22 protein-coding genes are annotated in these 19,377 nt (G+C 63.0%); 12 read left to right on the plus strand and 10 right to left on the minus strand.

Going from position 1 to position 19,377, the window contains the following annotated elements:
- Window positions 1–15 precede the first annotated feature (15 nt).
- Both ACZ0AV_RS00215 and ACZ0AV_RS00220 read left to right on the plus strand, forming a co-directional pair.
- Window positions 16–777 (plus strand): CHAD domain-containing protein, encoded by a 762-nt coding sequence (locus ACZ0AV_RS00215; protein ID WP_499149167.1) that lies wholly within the window; start codon window positions 16–18, stop codon window positions 775–777.
- 102 nt (window positions 778–879) lie between these two features.
- The gene (locus ACZ0AV_RS00220; protein WP_499149168.1) at window positions 880–1,677 is read left to right on the plus strand and encodes an acyl-CoA thioesterase; all 798 of its coding nucleotides are present in this window, start codon (window positions 880–882) and stop codon (window positions 1,675–1,677) included.
- Here ACZ0AV_RS00220 and ACZ0AV_RS00225 read toward each other — a convergent pair.
- Window positions 1,653–1,883, minus strand: a complete 231-nt coding sequence (locus ACZ0AV_RS00225; protein ID WP_499149169.1) for a hypothetical protein — start codon at window positions 1,881–1,883, stop codon at window positions 1,653–1,655. The two genes, ACZ0AV_RS00220 and ACZ0AV_RS00225, sit on opposite strands and share 25 nt — an antisense overlap.
- 215 nt (window positions 1,884–2,098) lie before the next feature.
- On the minus strand, window positions 2,099–2,935 hold the full coding sequence (locus ACZ0AV_RS00230) for a TatD family hydrolase (RefSeq protein WP_499149170.1): 837 nt from the start codon (window positions 2,933–2,935) through the stop codon (window positions 2,099–2,101).
- A gap of 206 nt (window positions 2,936–3,141) precedes the next feature.
- On the opposite strand from ACZ0AV_RS00230, the gene ACZ0AV_RS00235 reads away from it, so the two are divergent.
- From ACZ0AV_RS00235 to ACZ0AV_RS00245, 3 genes are all read left to right on the plus strand, one after another.
- Complete coding sequence (locus ACZ0AV_RS00235; protein WP_499153251.1) at window positions 3,142–4,557, plus strand: MltF family protein; 1,416 nt, start codon at window positions 3,142–3,144, stop codon at window positions 4,555–4,557.
- A gap of 100 nt (window positions 4,558–4,657) precedes the next feature.
- Window positions 4,658–5,092 carry a DoxX family protein gene (locus tag ACZ0AV_RS00240; protein ID WP_499149171.1) on the plus strand — a complete coding sequence of 145 codons (435 nt, stop codon included), beginning with the start codon at window positions 4,658–4,660 and terminating at the stop codon, window positions 5,090–5,092.
- A 216-nt stretch (window positions 5,093–5,308) separates the two neighbouring features.
- Complete coding sequence (locus tag ACZ0AV_RS00245) at window positions 5,309–5,608, plus strand: class I SAM-dependent methyltransferase (RefSeq protein ID WP_499149172.1); 300 nt, start codon at window positions 5,309–5,311, stop codon at window positions 5,606–5,608.
- A 2-nt stretch (window positions 5,609–5,610) separates the two neighbouring features.
- On the opposite strand, the gene greB is transcribed toward ACZ0AV_RS00245, so the two are convergent.
- From greB to ACZ0AV_RS00260, 3 genes are read right to left on the minus strand one after another with little or no spacing between them, the layout of a single operon-like run.
- The gene (gene greB, locus ACZ0AV_RS00250) at window positions 5,611–6,108 is read right to left on the minus strand and encodes a transcription elongation factor GreB (RefSeq protein ID WP_499149173.1); all 498 of its coding nucleotides are present in this window, start codon (window positions 6,106–6,108) and stop codon (window positions 5,611–5,613) included.
- Between the two features lie 33 nt (window positions 6,109–6,141).
- Window positions 6,142–8,646, minus strand: coding sequence for an ABC transporter permease (locus ACZ0AV_RS00255; RefSeq protein ID WP_499149174.1), 2,505 nt, complete (start codon window positions 8,644–8,646; stop codon window positions 6,142–6,144).
- Complete coding sequence (locus ACZ0AV_RS00260; RefSeq protein ID WP_499149175.1) at window positions 8,646–9,329, minus strand: ABC transporter ATP-binding protein; 684 nt, start codon at window positions 9,327–9,329, stop codon at window positions 8,646–8,648. Before ACZ0AV_RS00260 ends, ACZ0AV_RS00255 begins: the two co-directional genes overlap by 1 nt.
- Window positions 9,330–9,340: 11 nt before the next feature.
- Here ACZ0AV_RS00260 and ACZ0AV_RS00265 point away from each other — a divergent pair, with 11 nt between their 5' ends.
- The 3 genes from ACZ0AV_RS00265 to ACZ0AV_RS00275 are packed head-to-tail and all read left to right on the plus strand — an operon-like array spanning window position 9,341 to window position 11,302.
- Entirely contained in the window at window positions 9,341–9,946 is a 606-nt protein-coding gene (locus tag ACZ0AV_RS00265) for an arylesterase (RefSeq protein WP_499149176.1), read from the plus strand.
- A gap of 58 nt (window positions 9,947–10,004) precedes the next feature.
- Window positions 10,005–10,286: a hypothetical protein gene (locus tag ACZ0AV_RS00270; protein ID WP_499149177.1), complete on the plus strand. Its 282-nt coding sequence runs from the start codon at window positions 10,005–10,007 to the stop codon at window positions 10,284–10,286.
- A 59-nt stretch (window positions 10,287–10,345) separates the two neighbouring features.
- Window positions 10,346–11,302 (plus strand): L,D-transpeptidase family protein, encoded by a 957-nt coding sequence (locus ACZ0AV_RS00275; RefSeq protein WP_499149178.1) that lies wholly within the window; start codon window positions 10,346–10,348, stop codon window positions 11,300–11,302.
- Between the two features lie 127 nt (window positions 11,303–11,429).
- Here the strand turns inward: ACZ0AV_RS00275 and oprI are convergent, their stop codons facing one another.
- The gene (gene oprI / locus ACZ0AV_RS00280) at window positions 11,430–11,681 is read right to left on the minus strand and encodes an outer membrane lipoprotei OprI (protein WP_070883071.1); all 252 of its coding nucleotides are present in this window, start codon (window positions 11,679–11,681) and stop codon (window positions 11,430–11,432) included.
- Window positions 11,682–12,053: 372 nt separating this feature from the next.
- Between oprI and ACZ0AV_RS00285 the strand changes: the two genes are divergently transcribed.
- A complete protein-coding gene (locus ACZ0AV_RS00285) occupies window positions 12,054–12,335 on the plus strand; it encodes a GNAT family N-acetyltransferase (protein WP_499149179.1) in 282 nt (93 codons plus the stop codon).
- A 64-nt stretch (window positions 12,336–12,399) separates the two neighbouring features.
- Here the strand turns inward: ACZ0AV_RS00285 and ACZ0AV_RS00290 are convergent, their stop codons facing one another.
- Window positions 12,400–13,476, minus strand: a complete 1,077-nt coding sequence (locus tag ACZ0AV_RS00290) for a 3-deoxy-7-phosphoheptulonate synthase (RefSeq protein ID WP_499149180.1) — start codon at window positions 13,474–13,476, stop codon at window positions 12,400–12,402.
- Window positions 13,477–13,699: 223 nt separating this feature from the next.
- Here ACZ0AV_RS00290 and ACZ0AV_RS00295 point away from each other — a divergent pair, with 223 nt between their 5' ends.
- The 3 genes from ACZ0AV_RS00295 to cysB all read left to right on the plus strand — a co-directional run bounded on the left by ACZ0AV_RS00295 (window position 13,700) and on the right by cysB (window position 15,768).
- On the plus strand, window positions 13,700–14,077 hold the full coding sequence (locus tag ACZ0AV_RS00295) for a YbbN family protein (protein WP_499149181.1): 378 nt from the start codon (window positions 13,700–13,702) through the stop codon (window positions 14,075–14,077).
- Window positions 14,078–14,189: 112 nt separating this feature from the next.
- Window positions 14,190–14,687, plus strand: coding sequence for a universal stress protein (locus ACZ0AV_RS00300; protein WP_499149182.1), 498 nt, complete (start codon window positions 14,190–14,192; stop codon window positions 14,685–14,687).
- Window positions 14,688–14,793: 106 nt separating this feature from the next.
- Window positions 14,794–15,768, plus strand: coding sequence for an HTH-type transcriptional regulator CysB (gene cysB, locus ACZ0AV_RS00305; protein WP_499149183.1), 975 nt, complete (start codon window positions 14,794–14,796; stop codon window positions 15,766–15,768).
- Between the two features lie 199 nt (window positions 15,769–15,967).
- Here cysB and ACZ0AV_RS00310 read toward each other — a convergent pair whose 3' ends face one another.
- The 3 genes from ACZ0AV_RS00310 to rloB all read right to left on the minus strand — a co-directional run bounded on the left by ACZ0AV_RS00310 (window position 15,968) and on the right by rloB (window position 19,374).
- Window positions 15,968–16,588 (minus strand): phosphoadenosine phosphosulfate reductase domain-containing protein, encoded by a 621-nt coding sequence (locus ACZ0AV_RS00310; RefSeq protein ID WP_499149184.1) that lies wholly within the window; start codon window positions 16,586–16,588, stop codon window positions 15,968–15,970.
- Window positions 16,589–16,856: 268 nt separating this feature from the next.
- Window positions 16,857–17,843 carry an alpha-L-glutamate ligase-like protein gene (locus ACZ0AV_RS00315; protein WP_499149185.1) on the minus strand — a complete coding sequence of 329 codons (987 nt, stop codon included), beginning with the start codon at window positions 17,841–17,843 and terminating at the stop codon, window positions 16,857–16,859.
- 4 nt (window positions 17,844–17,847) lie between these two features.
- Entirely contained in the window at window positions 17,848–19,374 is a 1,527-nt protein-coding gene (gene rloB / locus ACZ0AV_RS00320) for an osmotic stress tolerance membrane protein RloB (RefSeq protein ID WP_499149186.1), read from the minus strand.
- Window positions 19,375–19,377: the final 3 nt, after the last annotated feature.

A 19,377-nucleotide genomic window follows, 5' to 3' on the forward strand; every position in this document is an offset into this window, starting at 1 on the left:
TCAGGAGTACCTGCGATGAGTGGTTTTGTTGGCACGTTGCGCAGCGAAGTGCTGCAGTTGCAGGTGGCGCTGTATGCCTGCCGTGAGCGGTTGCAGGCCCACACCGATGACGAGGCGCTGCATGACATGCGGGTCTGCCTGCGCAGGCTGCGCAGCCTGTTGAAGCCGTTGAAGGGAGCGGCGGGCAGTGATGCGCTACAGCAGCGTGCAGCCGAGCTCGGTCGCCTGAGTGGCCCACTGCGAGACCTCGAGGTGTTGATCGCCACGCTGCGTGAGCAGGGCGAGCACGCTGCCGCTGATCGGCGTGTGGCCGAGCGGGCCAACGGGGATGCCTTGCTTCTAGGGAGCCGTCAACTGCCGGCGCTGTTTCGCGCGCTGGACGAATGGCCGCAGGAACTGGCGCGTCAGCAGGCGAGCGGCGAGCTGGATCAGCTGCACAAGAAGGTGCGGCGTTACCTGCGCAAACAGCGCGCCCGCCTGGTGGAAGCGTTGCGTGATGCCGAGCATGACCGGCATCGCGTGCGGCTGCTCATCAAGCGTGTGCGCTACACCGCCGAAGCATACCCAGAGCTGTCGCCGTTGTCCGACAAGCAACTCAAGCTGCTGAAAAAAGGCCAGGCGGTGCTGGGTGACTGGCACGACCACCTGCAATGGCTGGCCCGCGCCGAACGAGAGCCAGATCTACAGGTGTTCGAGGCCGCCTGGCGGCAGTCCATGGAGGATGCCGACCACAAGGCGCACGGGGTGCAGGCGCGTCTGCTCACGGCACTTGAATGAATTGGGCGGTATGTCCTGAAAATGACCGAACTGGCCTGCACCTCAGGCTCGCCGTTAATGGCCGGGGCCCCTACCATCGGATGACATACAGGGGAGGTGCATATGAATTTCTTCGCATTGCTCGATGAGGTCAAGCGTACGCCGCAGGCATTGACGATTCCGGCTGACTGGGGGCAGGGGCGGGCCAGCTTTGGTGGTGTGGTGGCGGCGCTGGTGTACAGCGTCATGCGCGCCAAGGTGCCGGCCGACCGCCCGCCGCGTTCGCTGGCGATCAGTTTCGTCGCACCGGTCGAGCCTGGCGTGGCGACCTGCTTCGAGGCCGAGGTACTGCGCGAGGGCAAGGCGGTCAGCCAGGTGCTGGGCCGCGCGTTGCAGAACGGCCAGGTGGTGGCGCTGGTGCAGGGCAGCTTTGGCGCCGGACGTTCCTCATCGGTCAGGGTCGATGCGCAACCCGCGCCGCTGATCAAGGCCGTGGAGAATAGCCAGGAGCTGCCTTATATCCCCCAGGTCACGCCGGAATTCACCCGTCATATTGCCATGCGCTGGGGGCTGGGCGGTTTGCCATTCAGTGGCAGCCAGTCGCGAGAAATGGGGGGCTGGGTGCGTTTTCGCGACCAGCAGCAGGTCGAATCGCTCGACGAAGCGCACCTGCTCGGCCTTGTCGATGCCTGGCCTCCGGCGGTGCTGTCGCTGCTCAAGGCGCCTGCGCCCGGCAGCTCACTGACCTGGACGATCGAGTTCATGCAGCCGCTGGTTGCGCTGACCTCGGATCGATGGTGCCTGTATCGCGCAGAAATCGAGCAGGCCCGCGATGGCTACGGCCATGTCGCGGCAGCACTCTGGAGCAATGAAGGCGAGTTGCTGGCGATCAGTCGTCAGACGGTGACGGTGTTCGGCTGAGCATCTGCAGTGGGAGCTAGCGCCTGGCGCGCCAAGGCGTACGCGGCCATCGCACCCAATCCCGACAGGACCAGTGCCACCGGGCTGGTGCTGCTGCCGGCCAGTACGAGCGACACCAGCAACAAGGGCAGCGCAATGGCCAGCACCGGCATGTCGAGCGATTCGGTGCAGCGTGATTGGGCGAGGGTAGCGGTGTGTGGGGTCATGACGGGCTCCTGCATCAGATGGAGCCAGTCTAGGGCGGTGATGTGCCTGACAGCGAATTGATCCCTCCTATGCAGCAGATAGCTTTTGTTGTTACGGCTTGAGTTGGCGGATGGCCCGCGATGCCTCGTCGGTCAACTCCGCAAGCCCGCCTTGGATGATGAGCGTGCCGACGGGCGGGCGCAGCCCGATGAGTATGGTCGAGCTGGGCCGCAGCCTAAATGTCGTGTTCGTGTTCGTGTTCGTGTTCGGTGATCACCGGCAAGCCGAAAAAAGCACGGGCGCAGGCGGTGGTATGCGCGGCGAGCCGGGCTTCGCTCTCGTGACGATGAAGTGCCACTTCGCGCAATACCTCGCCCAGATAGGCCGGCTCGTTGCGGCCGCTTTTCGGCTTTGGTCGCAGGCTACGGGGCAGCAGGTAAGGGGCATCACTTTCCAGCATCAGGCGCCCGACGGGAATCTCTCTGACCAGCGGATGCAGATGCGCGCCGCGGCGTTCGTCGCAGATCCAGCCGGTGATGCCGATGTGCAGATCCAGATCCAGATAGTCGAACAACGCCCGCTGCTCGCCGGTGAAGCAATGCACCACTGCGGCGGGCAGGCGGTCACGGTAATCGCGCAGGATCTGCACGAAGCGCGGGTGAGCATCACGTTCGTGCAGGAACACCGGCAGGCCCAGGTCTACCGCCAGGCTCAACTGTTCCTCTAGTGCTTTCTCCTGGAGGGGGCGGGGCGAGAAGTCACGGTTGAAGTCCAGCCCGCACTCGCCGACGGCTCTCACCTGCGGTTCGGCCAGCAGGGCGCGCAGGTGCCGCGCGTCGTCGCTGCTCCAGTTCCTCGCGTCATGGGGGTGCACCCCCGCCGTGCTGAACAGGCGGTCACCGTGCTCGTCTAGCTGCTGGCACAGGCGCAACGCATGGTCGCTTTCGGCCAGGCTGGTGCCGGTGAGCACCAATTGGCATACGCCTGCCTCGAATGCCCGTGCAAGCACCGCTTGGCGGCGGTCGTTGAAGCTTTCGTGAGTCAGATTGACGCCGATGTCGATGAGTTGCATGGTGTGACCTTGGAAACGTGAGGGACGCAGCATAACAGAGCTTGTTGCTGACCTTGAAAAGCCAGCTATAACAAAGGCTTATGCAATTATTGTGAAGTAAAAACAACAATTTATTGGCGTCAGAAGTGCAGCTGTGCGACCCTCCGCGCCCAGCTTTCGGCTGACCGCCAGTGGCTGTCAGCCGGCCATTATTCTGCGGAGCGTCGATATTGCGTGTCCTTCTCGTGCTGTGCATGGTGCTTTGTCTGCCGATTTCGGCAGTCGCGCGCATTGCCGGCCCGGTGGAAGTCACCAAGCCTGCAGTGGTGCGCGATCTGCCCGGTATCAGAGCCAGCGGTGAGTTGCGGGTATTGGTGAACCAGAGCCGCAACAGCTCCGGCGAGGTCAAGGGGCAAAGCATCGGGGTCGAATACCAACGTCTGCGCGCCCTGGAGCAATACCTGAACCGCAATGCCCGGGACGGTCGCGCATTGCGCCTGAAAATGATCCCCAAGGCCAAGGATCAATTGCTGGCTGCGCTGCAGCGCGGCGAGGGTGACCTGGTGGCACCCGGTGAGTTGCTCAGCAGCAAGGGCGGTACCAGCGTCATCGCCAGCGAGGCGATTCGCCGCGATGTGCCGGTGGTCATCGTCGCGCGGCAGGGCAATCGGCGTTATCAGCGCCTCGAGCAACTGGCCGGGCGCAGCCTGTCGCTGCCGGTGGGCAGCATTGCCAAGGAAGCCCTGCAGGGCATCAATCTGCGGCTGGAGGCGCGCAAGTTGCAGCCCATCGTGGTGGAGTGGGTGGATCCAAGCCTGGCCGTCGAAGATGTGCTGGAGATGGTCCAGGCCGGGATCTTCGATTTCACTGCCGTGGAGCTGCACATCGCCGAGCGCTGGGCCAAGGTAATGCCCAAGTTGCGCGTCGACCGGCATCTGGTGCTCGATGATCAGGGCGATATGCGCTGGTACATGCGCCGCGATGCGCCGATGCTCAGCGCCAGCGTTGATCGTTTCCTGGAAGGGTACCGCGTGCCAGATGATCAGGATGCCGCGTTCCAGCGCGTCTACCGGCGGCTCTACAAGGTCCATTCACCAATGGGGCGCACCGAGCGCCAGCGCCTCGAGCGCGTGCGGCCTGTGCTGCAGCGCTACGCCGACGAGCATGACTTCGACTGGCTGGCCCTGGCCGCGCTGGCGTTCAAGGAGTCGACCCTCAACCCTGGCGCGCGGGGCAGCAGTGGCGCGACCGGACTGATGCAGATCACCCAGGCTGCCGCACGCAGCGTTGGTGTCGCTGATATCTCTAAGATGGAAAACAACGTGCAGGCCAGCGCCAGGTACCTGGCGAAGATTCGCCGCGGCTTCTTCAACAGTCCGCGCCTCAACGAGCGTGAGCGCATGGCCTTCGTGCTGGCCGGCTACAACCTGGGACCACAGCGTGTGCAAAGCCTGCGTGCGGAGGCCCGCAGGCGTGGCCTTAATCCCGATCAGTGGTTTTTCCAGGTGGAGCGGGTGGCGATGGAGGAGCTCGGCATGGGCGTGGTCAGCTACGTCAATGCGGTCAACAAGTACTACCTGGCCTACGCTCGTGAGCGCTATTCATTGGAGCCTGCCAAGCAGGCGGTGAGCATGCGTAAATAATCGAACTATTCGATCTTTTTTAGGCAATTTATTGGGTTTTCATATCTGTTAATTAAATTAATATGACGCCATCTCACCCATACCGCAAAGGAATAGCTCAATGAACGCGCTCATCAAATCCCTCGCAACCACCCGTGCAGGTTACGGCCTGACCATCCTGCGAGTGCTGGTCGGTGTCATCTTCGCCGCCCACGGTGCGCAAAAACTGTTCGGTTGGTTTGGCGGCTATGGACTGGCGGGGGTGGCGCAGTGGATGGAAAGCATCGGCCTGGCGCCGGGTTACCTGATGGCATTGATGGCCGGCAGCGCCGAGTTTTTCGGGGGCCTGGCGCTGATCATCGGCCTGCTGGTGCGTCCGGCCGCGGCGGCACTGACCTTCACTCTGGTGGTGGCCATTTTCTCTGTGCACATTGGCAATGGATTCTTCATGAGCAACAACGGCTATGAATTCGCGTTGGCGCTAATGGCGGCCACGCTGGCTCTGCTGGTCGAAGGTGCGGGCCGCCTGTCCGTCGACAAGCGCATCGCCGGTTGAGTCGCACCAGTCGCTGGAAGCCCGCTGATGCGGGCTTTCTTCGTTATTGACAGGGCGATCCCGGAGTCTCTAGGATTGCCACCTGCGCCGATTTAAACAGCTACTTGCGGGGCGCCTCAGGGATTCTCAACGAATCTCGAAATTCCGCTAAAGCGCTGGTTCGGTGTTGCCTCTCACCGCTGCCCAGCGGGATTTTCGAGGCGGAGACCAACACCCATGACCTGCCACCAGGCCGCGCAGATTCGTATCGCTCCCATCACCTCCGGTCTTATCCGGCGCAACCCGCGCATTCTGCTCGGCGGCACTCACCAGCCGACGCTGTTGCGCTACCTCGACGGCTGGCCCAGTCGCCGCCCGGGACAGCGCGCTTTTCTCGTGCAATTCGCCGAGCATGACGAGTCGCTGCAACGCTTCGCCGACGACAGTTTCGACTTTGCCGTGCTGCAGCGGCCGAGCGCCGAGGCACTCGGCCAACTGACACGGATCGCTCGTCAGGGCTTGATCACTCTGCGTTGAGATCAGGGGTAGTCGATGGCGATGACGTACCAGAACTTGTCACCGGTCGGCGTCTGTACGCGCACTTCCGCATCCAGACCCTTGCCGATGAGTGCGCGGGCCAGCGGCGAGTCGATGCTGATCAGGCCAAGCTTCAGGTCCAGTTCGTCAGGGCCGACGATGCGGTAACGTGAGGCGTTGCCATCTTCATCTTCGAGTGTCACCCAGGCGCCGAAATACACCTTGCCCGGATCGCTCGGGCGGGTGTCGACCACCTTGAGCTTCTCCAGGCGCTTGGTGAGAAAGCGCACGCGGCTGTCGATCTCGCGCAGCATTTTCTTGCCGTAGGTGTACTCCGCGTTCTCCGAGCGGTCGCCCTGGGCCGCCGCCTCGCTGACCGAACGGGTGACCGCGGGGCGGCGTACATGCCAAAGCTCATGCAGTTCGGCGCGTAAACGCGCCTCACCTTCGGGAGTGATGAGGGGCGTTCCGGCGGCGCGTGGTGGGCGGTATCGGCTCATGCTGGGCTCAGACGAATAGGGGCGCCAAGTCTATCAACCCTCGCGCAGAACGGTCAGTGGGCTGGCGTCCAGTGAACGCCGCGTGCCCAGTACGCCTGCGGTGGCGACCAACAGGGCACCGATCAGTGGCAGCACCAACAGCCACGGATGCGGTTGCCAGTCCATCTGGAAGGCGAAGCGATAGAGCAGGAAGCTGACCAGCTCGCAACCCAGGGCCGCCAGCAGGCCGCTGGTCGCGCCGAGCAGGCCGAACTCGGCACGCCGTGCCTGAATCAGCAGCTTGCGTTCGGCACCCAGCGCGCGCAGCAGGGCGCCCTGGTGGATGCGCTCGTCCAGCGTCGATTGCAATCCGGCGAACAGCACCGCCAGGCCGGCGGCGAGCACGAACAACAGCACGAACTCGATGGCGATGGTGACCTGAGCGAGGATGCTGCGCAACTGATCGAGCAGCGCCTCCACCTGCAGCAGAGTGACTGCGGGGAAGGCCCGCGACAACTCGACCAGTTGGCGCTCCTGCTGCGGTGGCAGGTAGAAGCTGGTCATGTAGGTGACCGGCAGATCCTGCAGGGTACCGGGCTCGAAGATCATGAAGAAGTTCGGCTGGAAATTGTTCCAGTCGATGCTGCGCAGGCTGGTCACCTGGGCGTCACGGTTGACGCCGCCAACGGTAAAGGTCAGCCGGTCGCCCAGTTTGATTTGCAGGCTCTGCGCCAGCTCGTCCTCGATCGAGACGCCGGGCAGTTCCTGGCCATTTTCTGCCGTCCACCACTGGCCTGCCGTGATGGTATTGCCTTCTGGCAGGTCGGCTCCCCAGGTCAGGTTCAGGTCGCGGCGTACGGCGCGTTCACCGCGAGAATCCTTGCTGACGTACTGGCGAACCGGCTCACCGTTGACCATCACCAACCGGCCCGGCACCACCGGGTAGAGGGGCGCGGGATGCGGGGACAGTTCCGCCAGGCGGGCGGCGAAGGCGTCCCGCTCGGCGGGCAGCACGTTGAGGGCGAAATGATTGGGCGCGTCGGCGGGTAACTGGTTCTGCCAGGTGTCGAGCAGCTCGCCCCGTAACAGGGCGATCAGCGCCATGGCCAACAGGATCAGGCCGAAGGCCAGCGATTGCCCGGCGGCGGCCAGGGGCCGGCGCAGTAACTGGCCGAGACCCAGGCGCCACGGCAGCGAGGCACGCGCCAGCAGGCGGCGCAGGCTCTGCAGCCCGAGCAGCAACAGGCCGCCGAGTAGCAGGGCGGTCACCAGACCGCCGCCCAGCAAGGCCAGGGTCAGCGGTAGGTCGAGGCTCAGGCGCCACATGATCAACCCGAGGGCGAGCAGCGCGGTGCCATACACCAGCCAGGAGCTGGCCGGCACCGGCAGCATGTCGCGGCGCAGTACCCGCAGCGGCGGTACTCGGCCCAATGCAGCCAGCGGCGGCAGGGCGAAGCCTGCCAGGGCTACCAGACCCGTGGCCATACCGGCCAGCGCCGGCCACGGGCCGCCAGGCGGGATCTGGGCCGGAAGCAGGCCCTGCAGCAATTGGAACAGCACATGCTGGGCAAGCCAGCCGAACAGCGCACCGCTCAGGCTGGCGACCAGGCCGAGCATGGCCAGTTGCAGGCTGAACAGGCCCAGGGCCTGGCGCCGGGAGAGCCCCAGGCAGCGCAGCAGGGCGCTGGCATCGAAGCGGCGGCTGGCGAAGCGTGCCGCGGACAGGGCGACGGCAACCCCGGCGAGCAGTACCGCCGCCAGGCTGGCCAGGTTGAGATAACGCTCGGCACGGTCAAGGGCATTGCCCACGCTGCGGCTGCCATCGCGGGCTTCATCGAAGCGCTGGTGCGCCGCCAGGGTCGGCTCGACGGCTTGGCGGTAGCTGGCCAGGACGTCACCGGGGCCGTTCCACTGCTCGATGTAGCGCACGCGGCTGCCGGGTTGCACCACGCGGGTGGCGGGCAGGTCGTCCAGGTGTATGAGTACGTGGGGCGTGAGGCTGTAGAAGTCTCCAGCCTCGTCAGGCAGATAGGTCAGCACGCGCGTCAGGCGCAGGGTCTTGGCCCCCACTTCTATCTCGTCGCCGGCAGTCAGATTGAGCGCCGCAAGCAGTCTTGCTTCGGCCCAGGCTTCGCCTGGCCGCGGGCCCGGGCTCACCGTTTCTTCGGCATAGGGCTCGGCTGCACTCTTCAAGTTGCCGCGCAGTGGATAGCCATCGCCAGCTGCTTTGACGCTGGCCAGCTGGATGCCGGCATCGGTGGCGATGACGCTGGAGAACTCCACCACCTGCGCGTGGGTCAGGCCTCGTGACACGCCCGCGTCAATCTGCGCGGCGTCTGCTGGCGCGCTCCCGCGCAGAATCAGGTCGGCGCCGAGAAATTCGGTGGCGCGCAAGGTCATGCCGTCATTCAGGCGGGCACCGAAATAGCCGATGGCGGTGCTGGATGCGACGGCGATCAGCAAGGCGAAAAACAGCACGCGCAGTTCACCGGCGCGCGCGTCACGGCGCAGCTGCCGGCCAGCGAGCGACAGCAGGCCGAAAAAGGACAGGGTTTTCATCAGGCGTTCACCGGCGCCACGAGGTGGCCACCTTCCAGGCGGATCAGGCGCTGGCAGCGGGCCGCCAGGCGTTCGTCGTGGGTGACCAGTACCAGGGTGGCGCCGCGCTCCTGGTTCAGTTCGAACAGCAGGTCGCTGATCCGCTCGCCGGTGTGGCTGTCGAGGTTGCCGGTCGGCTCATCGGCAAACAGCACGTCCGGATCGGCGGCAAATGCGCGCGCAATCGCCACGCGCTGTTGCTCGCCCCCCGAGAGCTGGCGGGGTGTGTGGCTAAGTCGTGCGCCCAGGCCGACCCGTTCGAGCAATCCCGTAGCCCGCTCGCGGGCGTCGCGGCGGCCTTCCAGTTCGAGTGGCAGCATGACGTTTTCCAGCGCGTTGAGGCTGTCGAGTAGCTGGAAAGACTGGAATACGAAACCGACATGCTCGGCCCGCACCCGGGCGCGCTCGTCTTCGCCCAGGCTGCCCAGGTCGTTGCCGGCCAGCACGATGCGACCGCTGCTGGGGAGGTCGAGCCCGGCCAGGAGGCCCAGGAGGGTGGATTTGCCGGAGCCCGAGCTGCCGACGATGGCCAGGCTGCCGCCTTTTTCCAATTGCAGTGAAAGGTCATGCAGGATGGTCAACTCTCCTTCCGCGCTGGAGACCACTTTGTTAAGGTTCTGCGCAGACAGAATGCTAGAGCTCATGAGGAATCCCGATGCGTGCGATGTTGAAGGGGGCTGTTCTCGGCCTGCTGCTGTTGGGCCAGATGGCGCAGGCGGGGACCGTGCTGGTCGTCGGCGATAGTATCAGCGCGGCTTTTGGCATGGATACCCGGCAGGGCTGGGTTCATCTGCTGGAGGAACGCCTCAGGAAGGAGGGTTTCGAGCACCAGTTGGTGAACGCCTCGATCAGTGGCGACACCAGTGCCGGCGGCGCCGCACGGCTGCCTGCGCTGCTTGCCGAGCATGATCCGGAGCTGGTGATCGTCGAGCTCGGTGGCAACGACGGGCTGCGCGGCCTGCCGCCCAGTCAATTGCAACAGAATCTTGCCTCGATGATCGATGCGTCCCGCGAGTCGGGTGCCAAGGTGCTGCTGCTCGGCATGCGCATTCCACCCAACTACGGCGAACGCTACACCACGGCGTTCGCCAAGGTGTTTGACGACGTGGCAGCCCAGAAGAACGTACCACTGGTGCCGTTTCTTCTCGAGGGCGTCGGCGGCGTTGCCACGTTGATGCAGGATGATGGCGTGCATCCCGCCGTGGAGGCCCAGCCGATGATGCTGGAGAATGTCTGGCCAGCGCTCAAACCATTGCTTTGACGGGCTTTTCCACCGGCGGTGTTTCGGCTAATGTGGCGCCCCCGCCCTGGAGCCCCCCATGCTGCGACCCGCCTGGTCTCTGTACGCTTACCAACTGATCGAGCCGGACGAGCAGCTCGACCTGTTCGCCTGCCGCGAGGCACGCGTGCACCTGGTTGCTCGACAGCTGGAGCTGGGCGCTCATGCCGATCGAACGTTGTGCGGCGGCCTGCTGCCGGCGCAGCCCTTGTGGCGTGACCTGGAGCGTCCCATGTTGCAGGATCGGCGGTTGTGCCCATCCTGCCTGGCGACCCTCGATGCACAGCGGCGCGGTGAGCGCCCGGCCTGGCCAGGGCGCTGAGTTCGCCGGCGGTATACAATCCATCTTTCATCATTACCTCTATTTCAAGGGTTTCCTGCATGTCGCCGCGCGTTTCAGCTGTTGCCCGCTGTCTGTCGTTGTGTGCCCTCTGTGTCACAGCGTCCGCTGTGGCACTGGAATTACCGCTGCCGCCCCCTGGCGAGGACGTGGTGGGCGAAATCCAGGTAATCAAGGCGCGTTACGAAGACACCTTCGCCGATATCGGCACGGCCAATGATCTCGGGTATCTGGAAATGGTCGCCGCCAACCCGGGCGTCGATGCCTGGTTGCCGGGCGAGGGCACCGACATCCTGCTGCCGACGCGCTTCATCCTGCCGCCGGGGCCTCGCGAGGGCATCGTGATCAACCTCGCCGAGTACCGCTTGTATTATTTCCCCAAGGGGGAGAACGTCGTTCATACCTACCCGCTGGGTATCGGGCGCGAAGGCTGGAGCTCACCGGTGACCGAGGCGCGCATCACCGCAAAAACGCCGAACCCGGGCTGGTACCCGCCGCAGTCGATACGTGACGAGCACGCCGCGGAGGGCGACCCGCTGCCGCGCTATGTGCCACCGGGCCCGGACAACCCGCTGGGGCCATACAAGATGACGCTCTCGGTGCCTGGCTACCTGATCCATGGTTCGAACAAGAAGTTTGGCATCGGCATGCGCGTCAGCCACGGCTGTTTCCGCATGCTCAACAATAACGTGCTCGATCTGGCTGCCAAGGTTCCGGTCGGCACGGCGGTGCGTATCATCAACGAGCCCTACAAGTTCGGCGTCAGCAGCGGCAAGGTCTACCTCGAGGCTCATGCACCACTCGGCGAGGAAGAGGGCGCGCCCGTGGGGGATCAGAATGCGGCGGTGGTCAATGCGCTGCTCAAGCGCAGCGACCTGAATGCGCAGAATCTCGACTGGGACGTGGTGCGCGAGGTGGTCGCCTCGCAGGACGGCCTGCCGATCGAGATCGCGGCGCCGCGCGATGCGGTCATTCAGGCGCAGGCACCTGCGCGCTGACCGGCGCGCCGCTGTGACCGAAAACCGCTGTCATCTACAGCGGTTTTTTCTGCGCGATCATTGCCGAAAGATTTCGGCAATGAAAAAGCCGGCACTAGGGCCGGCTTTTTCAGTAGCCCGAGGGCTATTACTTGCGGCTGGCTTTTTCCAGCATACGCAGGGCGCGCTCGTTGGCTTCGTCAGCGGTCTGCTGAGCCTTCTGAGCAGCGGCCAGTGCTTCGTCAGCCTTGCGGTAGGCTTCGTCGGCACGGGCTTGAGCGCGGGCTGCTGCGTCTTCGGTTGCAGTCAGGCGAGCTTCGGTTTCTTTGGTAACGCTGCTGCAACCGGTAGCCAGAACTGCGGCCAGAGCCAGAGCAGAGAATTTCAGAGCGTTGTTCATCGTGTTCCCCTTGGGGTAAGTTTTTTGCTTATTGAAGCCAAATCCCGAACCCGGAAAATGACCGGCGTACATACTACCTGTAACTTTTAGTAAGTAAACGGACGGTGAGCAAGGGTTCCTGAATTTTTTCACGCCCCTGCAGCGCGCTTAAACCGGGGGCGTCGCTGTACAGAAGCATTACTGAACAGCATGTGTCGGCGCCGCCAGGTTGCCGTCGGGTCGGGATGTTGGCACTGCGTACGGAACTACACCGATCAGGGCCGATTTCGTCTTGCTCTTTCTCATCTAGAATGGCCTTATATCCTAATGTTACCGAATGTACGCAAGCCATCGGGGCCGTGTCGATGTTCGAGCCAATCGAGAGGAGTAGTAATGAGCGACTCACTGTCCATTCACCATGACCTTGCCGGTCACCAGTTCGAGACCACAGTGGATGGTGATCGCGCATACCTGTCTTATATGGATTTGGGCAAGCAGACCCTGGATATCTACCGCACTTTCGTGCCCAACTCGCTGCGCGGACGTGGCATCGCGGCGGCGTTGACGGAAACGGCGCTCGATTATGCCGAGCGCATGGGCTACACGGTGATCCCGTCCTGCTCCTACGTGGAACGCTACATGGCGCGCCGCGAGGGCACCGCCGAACAGGGTTGAGGCTTACGCCGCACACGAAAACGCCGGGCATCTGCCCGGCGTTTTGTTGACTGCTGCCCCTGCTTTAGCCGCGCTGGCGCTGGGGCAGTACATCGCGGAGCTTGGCATGCATCGAGCGCAATGTTTTCTCGGTGCTTTGCCAGTCGATGCAGGCGTCGGTGATCGACACACCGTACTGGAGCTGCTGCAGGTCTTTCGGAATCGACTGGCTACCCCAGCCCAGGTGACTTTCGACCATCAGGCCGACGATCGACTGGTTGCCTTCGAGAATCTGGTTGGCGACGTTCTCCATCACTAGTGGCTGCAGTGCCGGATCCTTGTTGGAGTTGGCATGGCTGCAGTCGACCATGATGTTGGCCTTGATGCCGGCTTTCTTCAGTTCCTGCTCGCAGATCGCCACGCTCACCGAGTCGTAGTTCGGCTTGCCGTTGCCACCGCGCAATACCACGTGGCCGTAAGCGTTGCCCTTGGTGGTGACGATGGATACGCCGCCCTGCTGGTTGATGCCCAGGAAGCGGTGGGGGCTGGAGACCGACTGCAGGGCGTTGATGGCGACCGTCAGGCCGCCGTCGGTGCCATTCTTGAAGCCGACGGCCGACGACAGGCCTGAAGCCATCTCGCGGTGCGTCTGCGATTCAGTGGTGCGTGCGCCAATCGCGGACCAGCTGATCAGATCCTGCAGGTACTGTGGCGAGATCGGGTCAAGCGCTTCGGTGGCGGTGGGCAGGCCCATCTCCGCGAGGTCAAGGAGCAGCTTGCGGCCGATGTGCAGGCCGTCCTGGATCTTGAAGGAGTCATCGAGATAGGGGTCGTTGATCAGGCCTTTCCAGCCGACGGTGGTGCGCGGCTTTTCGAAATACACGCGCATGACCAGGTACAGCGTGTCGGACACTTCCTCGGCGAGTACCTTCAGGCGCTCGGCGTACTCGTGGGCGGCCTTGATGTCGTGGATCGAGCAGGGGCCGACGACCACGAACAGGCGGTGATCCTTGCCGTCGAGAATGTCGCGCACCACCTGCCGACCAGCGGAAACCGTCTGTTGGGCGCGTTCGGTCAGCGGAATCTCGGATTTGATTTGTTCCGGCGTGATCAGGGTTTCGTTGGAGGCGACGTTTAGGTCGTTAATTGGTAAATCAGCCATCGTGCTTTTCATCTATTGCGTCATCAGGTCACGGAAGCCGGCCGCCAGCGATCCCCGTGCAGCGGGCACAGCGGTATGGGCACAGCGGGGAAGCGGAACCTTAGCGCGTTAGCGCACGGCTAGACAATGATAATCGGGCTGTGAAGGCGTAAAGCTATCCGGCATGCTTGGGTCAGCAGGCTCACATGACGCTGCGCCAACCCTTCCGAGCAACAGGCCGCCCATGAGTGACCATGATACGACCGGTGCCGGTCGACCCCTCCCTACCAGCGAACTGCAATTGTCCGACCTCGATGCCGATCAGCAGTTACTGAGCCTGCCAGGCACCTCCCTGGTGATATTCACCTCGCCGGGGTGCGCCTCCTGTCGCTATGCCCGCGAGCGATTGCCGGCGCTCGCGCTTCCCGTCGAGCGTCTGGTGTGGATCGACGCAGGCGCCAGCGGTGGCCTGGTTCAACGTTACGACGTGTTTCACCTGCCTGCGTTGTTCGTGGTGCATGCGGGCCACTTTCAGGGGGCGCTGAACTGCCGGCTAGGCCACGCCGAGCTGGTTCGCAGCATCGATGACGCGCTGCGCCGCGTGCCCGACGAGCTGCCATGAGCGGTCGCTGCGAACGTGACGACGGCCACCCCTGCAGCGCATTGCTGCTCACTTTCCATGCTGGCTGCTAAGCTCAAGCGATCCCCGCCGTATTGGCAGTCGAGGAGGCCGCATGATTCGTTCGATTCTCTATGCAACCGATCTCGGCCTCTATGCACCTTATGTCCTGCAGCACGCGCTGGCGCTCGCCCGCAGCTTCAATGCGCGTCTCTATGTGGTGCATGTGGTAGAGCCCATGGGCCTGTTCGCCGAGTCCGTCCTGCAAACCTACGTGGACGAAGAACGCCTTAAGGAGCTGCGTAGCACCGGGCTGGAAACGGTCATGAACAGCATCGAACTGCGCGTGCTGGAAGGCTTTCGCGATGAGCTGGGTGACAACCGTGAAGACCTCGAACTGATCGTATCGGTACGGGTGCTGCGGGGCGACCCGCCGATATCCATTCTCGAGGAGGCGCAGAAACTCGGTGTCGATTTGCTGGTCGTAGGCAGTCATAGCCACGGCGCCGCGCTTGAGGTGCCGGTGGGCCGGACCGCGTCCCGGTTGCTGCAGCTGTGCGATGTGCCGGTCTATCTGGTACCCATGCTGCAGCATCGCTCTCGCCACGAGTAGACGCTGTCTATCCCGGCAAAAAAAATCTATATATACCGCATTAACCATTAATATGGTTATATGACGAGCCGGCGATCAGGCTGCCTATCCGCTTTGAGGGATTTCTATGAAGCTTCAGCAACTGCGCTACATCTGGGAAGTCGCGCACCATGACCTCAACGTCTCGGCCACGGCGCAAAGCCTCTACACCTCGCAACCCGGTATCAGCAAACAGATCCGTCTGCTCGAAGACGAGCTGGGCGTGGAAGTCTTCGCCCGCAGTGGCAAGCACCTGACGCGCGTGACGCCTGCTGGCGAGCGAATCATCACCACCGCTGGCGAGATCCTGCGCAAGGTGGAAAGCATCAAGCAGATTGCCCAGGAATTCTCCAACGAGAAGAAGGGCACACTGTCGATTGCGACCACCCATACCCAGGCGCGTTATGCGCTGCCGCCGGTGATCAGCAGCTTCATCAAGCAGTACCCGGAAGTGGCGCTGCATATGCACCAGGGTACGCCCACGCAGATTGCCGAAATGGCCGCCGATGGCACCGTCGACTTCGCCATCGCCACAGAAGGCCTGGAGCTGTTCAATGACCTGGTGATGATGCCCTGCTACCGCTGGAATCGTTGCGTGATCGTGCCCCAGGGGCACCCGCTGGCCAAGCTGCCGAAACTCACGCTGGAGGCGTTGGCCGAGCACGAAATCGTTACCTACACCTTTGGTTTCACCGGTCGCTCCAAGCTCGATGAAGCCTTCAGTCACCGCGGCCTCACGCCAAAGGTGGTGTTTACCGCCGCCGACGCCGACGTCATCAAGACCTATGTCCGGCTGGGCCTGGGTGTCGGTATCGTGGCCAAGATGGCTGTCGATGCGACGCTCGATCCTGACCTGGTGGTGCTCGATGCCAGCGAGCTGTTCGAGTCGAGCGTCACCAAGATCGGCTTCCGGCGGGGCACTTTCCTGCGCGGCTTCATGTGCGACTTCATCGAGAAGTTCGCCCCGCACCTGAACCGTGACGTGCTGGCCAAAGCGGTGCAGTGTCACAACAAGGTCGAGCTGGAAGACATGTTCAAAGGGATCGAATTGCCGCTGCACTGAGGGCAGCGGTAACGAAGATGGCGCCTAGGCAGACTATGTGAAAACTACTGCGCTCGGTCATGCGGCGTTAAAAACCAGCTCAAAATGCTCATTTACAACGCGTAAACTGCGCTTTTTCGCCGGTTTTTGCCTTGCCTGACCTTCGCTCGCTACGTTTTCACATGCTCTGCAAAGGCGCCATCGTTCAGGGGCGTGGCATTCAGTGGCTCAGGTGCAGGCCGCACTCGCGGTTATCTTCACCCTTGGTCGGGTCGAAATAATCGAAGTTGTTTGGCAGGCCGTGGGCCGTCAGGTACTGATACAGGTCCTTGGACGACCAATGCAGCAGCGGCGCGACCTTGATCAAACCGTCCGGATTGATGCTGACAGGCTGCATCTGAGCGCGTACCGCGGTATCGGTGGCACGCAGGGCGGTGAACCAGACACTCGGCGCGGTTTCGCGCAGCGCCCGGGCGAATGGCTCCAGCTTGACCTCTTCGGTGAATGCCGCGTGGCGCGGGTCGTCCAGCGCCGGCGTCGGGCCGTCGATGGCTTCGCGGTGGGCGCGGCTGCGCTTGGGCAGGTAGGTGACCAGGTTGAGGCCGAGCTGGCGGGTCACCTCGTCGGCGAACTGGTAGGTAGCGTCGGTGTTGTAGCCGCTGTCCATCCACACGATCGGAATGTCCGCTTTGGCCTGGCTGACCATGTGCAGGATCACGGCTTCGAACGGGCGGAAGTTGGTGGTGCAGATCGCCGGTTTGCCCAGGCCGATCGCCCACTCGATCAGCTTTTCCGGCTGATTGGCAAATTCGGCATTGAGTCTGTCCAGGTCGAGATCCATTACGGGCTCCGCAGGCATGTGGGTGAGGCGGCTATGGTAACAAAGCTGTGGCGCAGCCGGGGCAGGTCGTATCGGCAAAGCGCCGGCACGTCCCGACGAGTATCGGCTGGTACTGCCAGATGGTCACTGCCAAGCGCGAACCGCTCGCCGGCGTCAGGGTGTTTGCTGCCGTGCATTGCCGCGCGGCTCTCGAAAGAGTGCGTGACGGCGGCTTTAGCCTGTAGCGCGAAAGCCCTGCTGCCGATCGGTTCGGCAGCAGGGTAGGGCTTCAGATTTCGGCCACCGGTACGTGGCCGAACAACCCCTGAGAGAAGCGTGTGCGCTCCTCGGCGTTTTCCTGGATGCCCTTGGCGGCCAATTCAGCCAGGCGCGCTTCCACCGCATGGGCGCGGTGAGTCAGGCCGCAGTCGTTGGCGATCTGGATATTCAGGCCGGGGCGGGCATTGAGCTCGAGAATCAGCGGGCCCTTGTCCTGGTCCAGCACCATGTCCACGCCGATGTAGCCCAGCCCGCACAGCTCGTAGCAGCCGGCGGCCAGCTTCATGAAGCCATCCCAGTTCGGCAGCTGCACGCCATCCACTGCGTTGGTGGTGTCCGGGTGCTTGGTAATCTTGTTGTTCAGCCAGGTGCCGCGCAGGGTCACGCCGGTGGCCAGGTCGACACCCACGCCAATGGCGCCCTGGTGCAGGTTGGCCTTGCCACCCGACTGGCGGGTCGGCAGGCGCAGCATGGCCATCACCGGATAGCCCATCAGCACGATGATGCGGATGTCGGGCACGCCCTCGTAGCTGATGCTCTTGAAGATGGTGTCCGGGGTCACGCGGTACTCGATCAACGCGCGGTCCCGGTGCCCGCCCAGGGAGTACAGCCCCGAGAGGATGCTGGAAATCTGCTGCTCGATCTCGGCATGGCTGACGATCTTGCCCGATACCGTCTTGAAGCGATCCTCGAAACGGTCAGCGATCACCAGGATGCCGTCACCGCCGGCGCCTTGCGCCGGTTTGACGACGAAATCGCTGCGCTCGCCGATGATCTTGTCGAGGTTGTCGATTTCCTTTTCCGTGGAAATCACGCCGTACATTTCCGGCACGTGAATGCCGGCTTCGATGGCGCGCTGCTTGGTGATGATCTTGTCGTCGACGATGGGGTACAGGTGCCGCTTGTTGTACTTCAGCACGTAGTCCGCATTGCGTCGGTTGATGCCCATGATGCCTTTGGCTTCAAGGGCCTTCCAGGTTTTCCAGAGACCTAACATTGGCTCAATCCTTCAGGAAGGCTTTGAAGCGGAACAGTTCGGTCAGGCGGTAGCCGCGGTAGCGACCCATCGCCAGCATGAAACCCACCAGGATCAGCAGAATCGCCGGGAAGGTGAACACGAAGTAGACCAGCTCCGGCACGCTCATCAGCAGGTGCGCCAGGGTCGCGGCCACCAGGGTGCCGATGGCGACCTTGAAGGCGTGGCTGCCGCCACGTTCTTCCCAGGTGATCGACAGGCGTTCGATGGTCATGGTCAGGATCACCATCGGGAACAGCGCCACGGACAGGCCGCGCTCCAGGCCGAGCTTGTGGCTGAACAGGCTGATGGTGGCGATCAGCACGACCACGAAGGTCAATACCACCGACAGGCGCGGAAGCATCTGCAGTTTCAGGTGCTCCAGGTAGGAGCGCAGCGACAGGCCGAGTGCGGTGATCACTGTGAACAGGAAGATGCCGAAGCCTAGTTGCGTCTCCCGGAAGGCCAGGGCGATCAGCACCGGGGTGAAGGTCCCCAGGGTCTGCAGGCCGCCCAGGTTGCGCAGGATCAGGATGACCAGGACGCCGATCGGGATCATGACCATGATCATGAAGGTCTGCTGGGTCTGCAGAGGCAGGCCGTACAGCGAATACTCGAGGAAGTCGGCGTCGGTGTTCTCGTCGGTCAGCTGAGCGAGCCGAATGGCGTTCATCTCGCTGTTGTTGAGGGTGAAGGTGGTGGTCGCCTGGCGGCCGCCATCCAGGGTGATCAGCGGCTCGTCACCGGTCCACCAGACCAGGCGATCGGTTGGCAGGCCCTGTTCCCCGCTTTCCGGGTTGAAGTACAGCCAGCGGTCACCGTTGAAGCTGCGCAGCCACAGTTCCGGGCTCTGCTGAATGTCCGCCTCGAGGCGAATGGTGTGCACGCGCTCCATCGGTACGTGGGCGATGGACAGCAGCAGTTCGACTGCCTGAGCCTTCTTGAGGGTCGAGGCATCACCACCGAGCAGCAACTTGGCGTTGTCGTCACTGGTGTTGTTGACGCGTTTGATGGTTTCGCTGATGAAGGTTTCGACGTCGGCCGAATGCTGGCGAATCGGCGCCAGCAGGGCTTCGGCGGCGATCTTCTCGGGGCCTTCGACCGGAATGCTGTCGCGGAAGATCGGACCCTTTGCCTTGGCCTGCTCACCGCTGTAACGCTTGGTCAGCACCAGGCGGTAGTAAAGCGTCTGCTTGCCGCTGGCGCGGCGCGCCGACCAGGTCACCTTGCGGTTACTGTCGGCACGATTGACGCTGACTCCGTAGTTGTTGGAAATGAAGCTCTCGTTGAGGCTGACGTAATCCTGGTTCAGTGGCGGCACGAACATCTGCAGCTTGATCGGGTCGCGACCATTGGCCTGGAATTCGACACGGGTGTCGATGTTCCACAGGTCGTCGGTTTCGTCGCTGCTGACAGGAATGCCAAGCACGAATATCTGATAGGCGGTAATCGCGATCCCCAGGCTCACCAGGATGGTGATGAGGACTTTCAGGTGCAGGGTGAGAGAGCGCATGGG

Source organism: Pseudomonas sp. AC532, assembly GCF_979258965.1.